Origin of the sequence: Ureibacillus suwonensis (assembly GCF_042655065.1) — a bacterium.
Taxonomy (GTDB): Bacteria; Bacillota; Bacilli; order Bacillales_A; family Planococcaceae; genus Ureibacillus; species Ureibacillus suwonensis.
Genome location: NZ_JBHSNQ010000126.1, coordinates 1 through 1,742 on the forward strand (window position 1 = coordinate 1; position 1,742 = coordinate 1,742).

1 protein-coding gene is annotated in these 1,742 nt (G+C 37.6%); it reads left to right on the top strand.

Going from position 1 to position 1,742, the window contains the following annotated elements; all coding sequences use genetic code 11:
- Window positions 1-236 precede the first annotated feature (236 nt).
- Window positions 237-1,337 carry a methionine biosynthesis PLP-dependent protein gene (locus ACFPOH_RS11070; RefSeq protein WP_342469430.1) on the top strand — a complete coding sequence of 367 codons (1,101 nt, stop codon included), beginning with the start codon at window positions 237-239 and terminating at the stop codon, window positions 1,335-1,337.
- Window positions 1,338-1,742: the final 405 nt, after the last annotated feature.

Genomic DNA, 1,742 nt, shown 5'->3' on the forward strand with positions numbered 1-1,742 from the left:
CCAAAAGAAAGAGGTGTCTTTTTGGTTTTTAGACGAATTTTTTCAGTGTCAAGTGAATATGAGATACCCAAAGAAACCTATCAAATCAAGGATTATTCATAAATTTTTCACTGCGAAAGTTGAGTAAAATAAGAAAAATTTTATTAATTCTTGAAACTATTGTTTTTGAATTAAGACCTGTGATAAATTGTTTAATAAACAATTCAATAAAGTATTTCGAGGAAAGAGTGACAGTCATGACAAAAAATTGGATTGAAACAAAATTAGTTCAATTGGGAAATCAAAGTGACATCCGAACAGGTGCTGTAAATCCCCCAATTTATATGTCCACAGCCTATAGACACACTGGCATTGGGGAATCTACAGGATATGATTATATTCGAACAAAAAACCCGACCCGTGAAATTTTAGAAAATGGCATTGCGGAATTGGAGGGGGGAGATGCGGGTTTTGCCTGTAGCTCCGGAATGGCCGCCATTCAATTGGTTCTTTCCATCTTCAAACCGGGTGATGAAATCCTTTTGCCGGAAGATGTGTATGGGGGGACTTATCGTTTACTAAAAGTATTTAACGAAATGTATCAAATCCGGCCGGTGTACTTCTCAAAAGTGGAAGAAGTTGAAGGATTGATCAACGAACATACGAAAGCCGTTTTCCTTGAAACACCTACAAATCCATTAATGATCGAATTTGATTTGGATTATTTCAATGACATCTGCAAAAAACATAACTTGTTATTTATCGTTGATAATACATTCTACTCCCCATATTTCCAACGGCCAATGGAACATGGGGCGGATATTGTTGTGCACAGTGCGACCAAATATATTGCGGGACATAACGATACATTGGCCGGTCTTGTCGTTTCAAAAGGGAAAGAGCTTAGCGAAAAATTGTCATTTAATCAAAACAGCATGGGGCTTGTGCTGTCCCCTTTCGATAGCTGGCTGGTCATTCGCGGTTTAAAAACATTGCATGTGAGAATGAAGCAGCATGATGAAAATGCGAAAAGAGTCGTTGCATATTTGAAAGAGGAACCTTTAGTTTCCGATGTACTGTATACCGGCAAAGGCGGAATGCTTTCATTCCGTTTGACGAAACCTGAATTTGTCAATCCGTTCTTAAAAAATATGAAACTCATTACGTTTGCCGAAAGTTTAGGCGGTCCGGAAAGCTTTATTACATATCCTGCAACTCAAACACATGCCGACATTCCATACGAAGAACGAATTGCCCGCGGAGTGGACGATTGTCTCTTGCGCTTTTCTGTGGGAATAGAAAATGCGGAAGATATTATCGCCGATTTAAAACAGGTCTTTGATTCATTAAGAGGCTGATAAAAAAATGCTTGGGAAACCCCAAGCATTCAGACTGTCGACAAACCCCAACTCAAATGCTTCATTTGAGTTGGGGTTTGTCTTTTTTTTGCTCATCATTTTCTAAGATTCTTCTCTTATTTAGGCTGAGGCTGGGACAAAAGATAAAAAGAGGCTGGGACAAAACCCCCTCTAAAATGGAAACAGCCCATGAAATTTTGGAATGAAATTTCATGGGCTGTTCTTCATTTTTTCAATAAAAATAAGGACCTCTTCTGTTAAAATTAAGTTACCACACCAAACCTAACAGAAAGAAGGGTCCTTATGTTCAAATATTATAACATGAATCAATTAGTTTTGCCTCTAGATTTAGAAATAAAATTACAAGAAAATGATATTGCCTTCCACATTCACCATTTAGTTGAA

What these genes read in the sequence shown, in the direction of transcription:
- ACFPOH_RS11070 (WP_342469430.1), top strand. Translation starts at nt 237, where the DNA reads ATGACAAAAAATTGGATTGAAACAAAATTAGTTCAATTGGGAAATCAA.